The organism is Citreicella sp. C3M06, from assembly GCF_018860705.1.
In the GTDB taxonomy this organism is placed as follows: domain Bacteria; phylum Pseudomonadota; class Alphaproteobacteria; order Rhodobacterales; family Rhodobacteraceae; genus Salipiger.
On record NZ_JAHKQA010000041.1, the window covers coordinates 189,066 to 195,609 of the forward strand.

At 62.4% G+C, this 6,544-nt stretch carries 9 protein-coding genes and 1 tRNA gene; 6 read left to right on the top strand and 4 right to left on the bottom strand.

Annotated features, from left to right (window positions below; translation table 11 throughout):
* The first annotated feature begins 44 nt into the window (after positions 1-44).
* Complete coding sequence (locus tag KO516_RS09265; protein ID WP_216003502.1) at positions 45-920, top strand: 50S ribosomal protein L11 methyltransferase; 876 nt, start codon at positions 45-47, stop codon at positions 918-920.
* 108 nt (positions 921-1,028) lie between these two features.
* Positions 1,029-1,373, top strand: coding sequence for a hypothetical protein (locus KO516_RS09270; RefSeq protein ID WP_216003503.1), 345 nt, complete (start codon positions 1,029-1,031; stop codon positions 1,371-1,373).
* Between the two features lie 102 nt (positions 1,374-1,475).
* On the opposite strand, the gene KO516_RS09275 is transcribed toward KO516_RS09270, so the two are convergent.
* Complete coding sequence (locus KO516_RS09275) at positions 1,476-1,766, bottom strand: DUF1127 domain-containing protein (protein ID WP_216003504.1); 291 nt, start codon at positions 1,764-1,766, stop codon at positions 1,476-1,478.
* Between the two features lie 330 nt (positions 1,767-2,096).
* Here KO516_RS09275 and ruvC point away from each other — a divergent pair, with 330 nt between their 5' ends.
* Genes ruvC through ruvB form a run of 3 tightly spaced genes read left to right on the top strand, consistent with a single transcriptional unit; the run spans position 2,097 to position 4,286 of the window.
* Positions 2,097-2,588, top strand: coding sequence for a crossover junction endodeoxyribonuclease RuvC (gene ruvC / locus KO516_RS09280; protein WP_216003505.1), 492 nt, complete (start codon positions 2,097-2,099; stop codon positions 2,586-2,588).
* On the top strand, positions 2,585-3,259 hold the full coding sequence (gene ruvA, locus KO516_RS09285) for a Holliday junction branch migration protein RuvA (RefSeq protein ID WP_216003506.1): 675 nt from the start codon (positions 2,585-2,587) through the stop codon (positions 3,257-3,259). Before ruvC ends, ruvA begins: the two co-directional genes overlap by 4 nt.
* A gap of 1 nt (position 3,260) precedes the next feature.
* Entirely contained in the window at positions 3,261-4,286 is a 1,026-nt protein-coding gene (gene ruvB, locus KO516_RS09290) for a Holliday junction branch migration DNA helicase RuvB (RefSeq protein WP_216003507.1), read from the top strand.
* On the opposite strand, the gene KO516_RS09295 is transcribed toward ruvB, so the two are convergent.
* The 3 genes from KO516_RS09295 to pheS all read right to left on the bottom strand — a co-directional run bounded on the left by KO516_RS09295 (position 4,283) and on the right by pheS (position 6,181).
* Positions 4,283-4,564, bottom strand: coding sequence for a YrhK family protein (locus KO516_RS09295; protein WP_216003508.1), 282 nt, complete (start codon positions 4,562-4,564; stop codon positions 4,283-4,285). The genes ruvB and KO516_RS09295 overlap by 4 nt on opposite strands.
* A gap of 67 nt (positions 4,565-4,631) precedes the next feature.
* Positions 4,632-5,114, bottom strand: coding sequence for a hypothetical protein (locus KO516_RS09300; RefSeq protein ID WP_216003509.1), 483 nt, complete (start codon positions 5,112-5,114; stop codon positions 4,632-4,634).
* Entirely contained in the window at positions 5,111-6,181 is a 1,071-nt protein-coding gene (gene pheS / locus KO516_RS09305) for a phenylalanine--tRNA ligase subunit alpha (RefSeq protein WP_216003510.1), read from the bottom strand. Before pheS ends, KO516_RS09300 begins: the two co-directional genes overlap by 4 nt.
* Positions 6,182-6,307: 126 nt before the next feature.
* Between pheS and KO516_RS09310 the strand changes: the two genes are divergently transcribed.
* Positions 6,308-6,384, top strand: a tRNA-Arg gene (locus KO516_RS09310).
* Positions 6,385-6,544: the final 160 nt, after the last annotated feature.

A 6,544-nucleotide genomic window follows, 5' to 3' on the forward strand; every position in this document is an offset into this window, starting at 1 on the left:
CTGTCAAACGCGCTATCGGGCCTCGACCCATCCGGAGACCCGTCATGCCCAGAACCTGGACCGCCTTCACCAAGCTTTCCGACAAAGATGCCGCCGAGGCTCTCGGCGAGGCCCTCGAAGATCTCGACCCCGAACCCACTGGCGTCGGCGTCTTCGAAATCGAGGATGGCTCCGAGACCTTCGAAATCGGTGCCTATTTCGTCGAAGCCCCCGATGGCATCGAACTGGCGCTTCTGGCCGCGGCCTTCGACGCACCAGCCTTCGTGATCTCCGAAGTCCCCGACACCGACTGGGTCGACAAGGTGCGCCGCGAACTGACCCCGGTCGAGGCCGGGCGCTTCTTCGTCTACGGCAGCCATGACGCCGACAAGGTCCCCGACGGGTGCGAGCCGCTGCTGATCGAGGCCGCCATGGCCTTTGGCACCGGCCACCACGGCACCACGCTGGGCTGCCTGCGCGCGCTGGACCGGCTCGCCACCGAAGGCTTCACCGGGCAAAGCGTCGCCGATGTGGGCTGTGGCACCGCGGTGCTTGGGATGGCCGCGGCACGGATCTGGCCGAACCCGGTGATCGTCTCGGACATCGACGAGGTGGCTGTCGAAGTCGCCGAGGTCAACGTGCGCGCCAACGGCCTGTCCGGCAAGGTGAGCTGCGTCGAATCCGCTGGCTTCGCCAATCCCGAGATCACCGCCCGCGCGCCCTTCGATCTGGTCTTCGCCAATATCCTGATGCAGCCGCTGATCGACCTCGCGCCCGACATGGCGCGCCATATCGGCGAAGGTGGATACGCGATTCTCTCCGGCATCCTGACCCGTCAGGCCGACGAGGTCGTCGAGGTTTATGCCCGCAATGGCATCAATCAAGTCACCCGTGACGTGATTGGCGACTGGGTGACCCTGACGCTTCGCAAAACCTCCTAGCTCCAGCGCCAGATACGATAAACCCGATACATTTGCCCCATTCGCGCCATATTCATTGCCCATATTCCGTCCCATCCGGTGGGGGTCGGATCGGTTCCTGAGGGTGTCATGGACAAGGTGGTTAAAGAGTTCGAGAAACGCCATCGCGCGGTGACAGAAAAGCACCGTAAGCTGGCGGAAGGGTATGTCACATCGCTGAACCGCAACGGCACGATCGAGCACAAGCCGATCCGCCGTGTCCCGTTCTTCAAGTTGCGGACCCTGCTGATTGCGGGCGCATGTTTCCTTGCGTTCAAGGGCTTGCTGCTCACCAGCCTCGGCGTCGAAGGCTACGAGGGCCACATCGGCAGGCTCGCCTCTGGCGGTATGGTCGAAAAAGCGGGGGCGTGGGTGATGTCGCCCGATCGCGCAAGCCTGTGGATTGCCGAAACAGTCCAGCGCATTCTCGCCTGATCGCGAGGGCGCGCCGCTCTTGTTTCCCAGCGATTGCGCATAAAAAAGGCCGCGCCCTTCTGATCGAAGGACGCGGCCTTTTGTATCGCCTTGCAGCAGCTGTTACCAGCGTCCGCGGGCCACCATCTCGATGTCACCGCGGGTCAGGCCGATATCGTCCAGCTCGCGGTCGGTCAGCGCATCAAGGCTCTTGCGGGTCAAACGGGCCTCGTGCCACTCGACAATCATGTCAGTGACAGCAGAGAAGAAGCGGTTGACGCCTGCTGCGATCTCGACCGAAACCGATGCGCCTTTTGCAGGGGCGGCACCGTAACCGGTGACGAAGACAGATCCGATGCGGCCGGCCAGGCCGGCGGTGCCGCGATCGGTGCGGAATGTATCATATGCCGACATGGGTCGTGTCCTTGTGTTGAAGTTTTCAAACTGCCTGATTTCTATGCGGAGGTAGTCGTGGAAATGCGTTCAGGCAATATGAGAGATTGCATGGTTCGTATGCAGTTTTCGAATAGCTCGCAGACCGAACATTCCCGCAAGAATCGCGCCCATATTTTGGTCAGAAAAGAGTCGCGTTTCCGCCTCCGACAGTCGCAAACAAGCTGCGCCGCCGCCTGAAATGGCACAGCCATCGCAAAGCCCGTCGCAACCCGCTTGGAGCGTGTTCGCGTTTCGTGCTAACACTGCCGTCAAACAAGCCAGAAAACGACATCGAGCAGGCGGGCAAACATGCGGGTATTGGGGATCGATCCCGGGCTAAGGCGCCTCGGATGGGGAATCATCGACATGGAGGGCAGCCGATTGCGGCATGTCGCCAACGGGGTTTGCGAATCGGATGGGGCGCAAGAGCTGGCCGAACGGCTGCTCTCGCTGCACCGCCAGCTCAGCGCGATCTTTTCTCAATTCACTCCGGACATGGCCGCCATCGAACAGACCTTCGTCAACAAGGACGCGGTCGGCACGCTGAAACTGGGTCAGGCGCGCGGCGTCGCCCTGCTGGTTCCGGCGCAATTCGGCTTGCCGGTGGGGGAATACGCCCCCAACAAGGTCAAGAAGACGGTGGTCGGCGTCGGCCACGCGGACAAGGCGCAGATCGGCCACATGGTGAAGATGCAGCTGCCCGGCGTGCAGATCAACGGCCCCGATGCCGCCGACGCCCTTGCCATCGCCATCTGCCACGCGCATCACGTTGGCGGGCAGACCATGAGGATCAAGGCATGATCGGGCGCATCGCTGGACGCATTGAATACAAGGGCGACGACCACGTGCTGATCGACGTGCGCGGCGTCGGCTATATCGTCTATTGCTCTGACCGGGTGCTGGCAACGCTGCCCGCCCCCGGTGAGGCGGCGGCGCTTTATACCGACCTGCTGGTGCGCGAGGATCTGCTGCAGCTGTTTGGCTTTCCGACGCTGGTGGAAAAGGAATGGCACCGGCTGCTGACCTCGGTGCAGGGGATCGGCGCCAAGGCATCCTTGGCGATCCTTGGCACGCTTGGCCCTGACGGGGTAAGCCGCGCCATCGCGCTTGGCGATGTCAACGCGATCAAGGCCGCCAAGGGCATCGGCCCCAAGACCGCGCAGCGCGTGGTGATCGAACTCAAGGACAAGGCCCCGGCCGTCATGGCGATGGGCACCGGCACCGTCACCCTGCCCGATGACGTGCCCGATGAGGTTATCGAAGGCGCCCCTACCCCCGCGCGCAAACCCGCCCCGCGCAAGCCCGCACCATCTGCATCGGCACAGGCCGAGGCGCTGTCGGCCCTCGGCAACCTTGGCTACGCGCCCGCCGACGCCGCCGGAGCGGTGGCACAGGCGGCACAAGACGCGCCCGAGGCGGGGCTCAACGATCTGATCCGCGCCGCGCTGAAGCTGCTGGCACCGAAGACCTGACATGACCGGACCAGACCCAACCCTGCGCCCCGAGCCGCTTCCCGAAGACGAAGGCCGGGCCCTGCGCCCGCAGATGCTTGGCGACTTTGTCGGTCAGGCCGAGGCCCGCGCCAACCTGCGCGTCTTCATCCAATCCGCCCGCCAGCGCGGCGAGGCGATGGACCACACGCTGTTTCACGGCCCTCCCGGCCTTGGCAAGACGACGCTGGCGCAGATCATGGCGCGCGAACTGGGCGTCGGCTTTCGCATGACCTCGGGGCCGGTGCTGGCCAAGGCGGGCGATCTGGCGGCAATCCTGACCAATCTCGAACGCAACGACGTGCTGTTCATCGACGAGATTCACCGGCTGAACGCCGTGGTCGAGGAAATTCTCTATCCCGCGATGGAAGATTACGAGCTGGACCTTGTGATCGGCGAAGGCCCCGCCGCGCGCACCGTGCGCATCGAATTGCAGCCCTTCACGCTGGTCGGGGCCACCACGCGCCTTGGCCTGCTGACCACGCCGCTGCGCGATCGCTTCGGCATCCCGACGCGGCTGCAATTCTATACGGTCGACGAGCTGAACCAGATCGTCACCCGCAACGCCGAAAAGCTTGGCGTGCGCGCCGAACCCGATGGCGCACGCGAGATTGCCAGACGCTCGCGCGGCACGCCCCGCATCGCCGGCCGCCTGCTGCGCCGGGTGGTGGATTTCGCGGTGGTCGAGGGCAATGGCGTGGTCACGCGCGAATTGGCCGATGGCGCGCTGACCCGGCTTGGCGTCGACGGCATCGGCCTTGACGGGGCCGACCGGCGCTACCTGACGCTGATCGCCGAGCATTACCACGGTGGCCCGGTCGGCATCGAAACCATGTCGGCGGCCCTCTCCGAAAGCCGCGACGCGCTCGAAGAGGTGATCGAGCCGTTCCTGCTGCAACAGGGCCTGATCCAGCGCACCCCGCGCGGGCGGATGCTGACGCAAGGCGCATGGACCCATCTGGGAATGGCCGCGCCCAAGGTACCGGGGCAAGGTACGCTGTTCGATTAATCCTCGTAACGGCTGGCAAGGCTGTCGATCTTGCCCATCCGGTAGAGCTTGATTTCCCGCGCCAGCTTCAGCGTGGGTTTCGCCATGAAGCAAAGCGATCCGATGGTGAACAGCCAGATCGCCTGCGTCTCATATTGCGCCCAGAAGAACAGCACCGACCCGATGGTGAAACAGACCGCTGCCGCGAAATCCACGGCCGTGTGGGCGATTTCGAACAAGGCGTAAACGCGGCGCGTGTCGGGGCTGCGTTCACGGTTTTCATGGCGGAAGAGTTTCATGCGGGGCCTCGTTTGATTATAGAGGAACGCTAGAAGTCAGAGCAGCGAGTGCCAGTCGCGTTAGATATTATTGCCCCAACAGTTCAACCATCAGCGGCGGGCCGAACTTGTAGGAGATCCAACTCAATAGCAGGCTTACAATGACTGATGAGACGATGGTCGGTATGTTATTAGACAAATTCTCCGCCCATCGATGGAGCAGCGGGACATCGTAGGTTGCAACGTACTCCCAGCCTTTCTCAGTTAGTAAAACAACCTCATTTTCTGCAATGTACGATGGCGTTCTCAGACCGCCTTCCCTGTCAGATTCTTTATACTTTGATCGCTCTACGTATCCAAAGCGCCACGCCAAGATCAGATACTCTTCGAACTCTCTGCCGGAAAACTTGTGGGCAGACACGCAGGACCATCGCAACCGCATCGACTGCTTTGAAGATGGTAGATTTAGCAGATTTGCCACGCCACCATTGTATTTCATCCCATAAACGCCAGCCTCACCTACAACCGAAAGGGCCTGCGCCATCTTCTTTCGATTGTAGGCAAAAATCACCGGCTCAACCCACCCCGGATCGTCGGCACATCCAGCGACGCAAATCCATAATTGCGCAGCCAGCGCAGATCGGAATCGAAGAACGCCCGCAGATCCGGAATGCCGTATTTCAGCATGGCGATGCGGTCGATGCCCATGCCGAAGGCAAAGCCCTGCCAGACATCGGGGTCGATCCCGCCCGCGCGCAGCACCTTGGGGTGCACCATGCCGGAGCCAAGCACTTCGAGCCAATCATCGCCCTCGCCCACCTTGACCGAGCCATCTTTCCACTGGCACTGGATGTCGACCTCGGCCGAAGGTTCGGTGAAGGGGAAATGCGAGGCGCGGAAACGGGTTTTCACCGCCGTGCCGAAATAGGCCGAGAAGAACTCCTCGAGCACCCATTTCAGGTTCGCCATCGAGATATCCTTGTCGATGGCAAGCCCTTCGACCTGATGGAACATCGGCGTGTGGGTCTGATCATAATCGGCGCGGTACACGCGGCCCGGGCAGATGATCCGCGTCGGCGCGCCGCCCGCTTCCATCGACCGGATCTGCACCGGCGAGGTATGGGTGCGCAGCACGTTGGGCGCACGCTCGTCGCCCTCGGCGCGGTGCATGTAGAACGTGTCCATCTCGGCGCGGGCAGGGTGGTGGCCGGGAATGTTCAGCGCGTCGAAATTGTACCAGTCGGTTTCGATCTGCGGGCCCTCGGCGACGGCGAATCCCATGTCGGCAAAGATCGCGGTGCATTCTTCCCAGACTTGGCTGACCGGGTGAATGGTGCCACTGCGACGGCCCCGCCCGGGCAGGGTCACGTCGAGCCATTCCGCCTTGAGGCGCTCGTTGAGCGCGGCGTCGGCCAGCCCGGCCTTCTTGGCGGCCAGCGCGGCGTTGATCTCATCCTTGAGAGCGTTGAGCTTTGGCCCCATGATCTGGCGTTCCTCGGGCGACATCTTGCCCAGCTCGCGCATCTTGAGACTGATCTCGCCCTTCTTGCCGACCGCCTGCACCCGCAGGTCTTCGAGCGTGGCCTCATCGCCAGCCGCTCCGATCAGGTCGATATACTTGTCGCGCAGGTCATCCATGGTCGGCACTCTCGGGTAAATATCTTGCGCAATCCCCTATCGGGACAGGCACGCCGGTGCAAGCGCGATGCCCCCGTCAGGGCGATTGCGCGTCCCGTTGCGAGACGCTAGAACGGCGCTGCGCATGGTCCGTTAGCTCAACTGGATAGAGCAGCTGACTTCTAATCAGCAGGTTGAGGGTTCGAGTCCTTCACGGATCGCCAAGCGCTCATTGTTTGCCAATGAAGCATAAGCTTGCACGTTTTGGCGGTTTTCATGCACACCCCCTGTCAAGAGGCTTGGGCTGCGGTGTCGAAGGTTTCTTCTAGCACACTGGGATGGAACGGTATTTCAGCATATCCCGTGCCTAGGGTCAGGATTCAT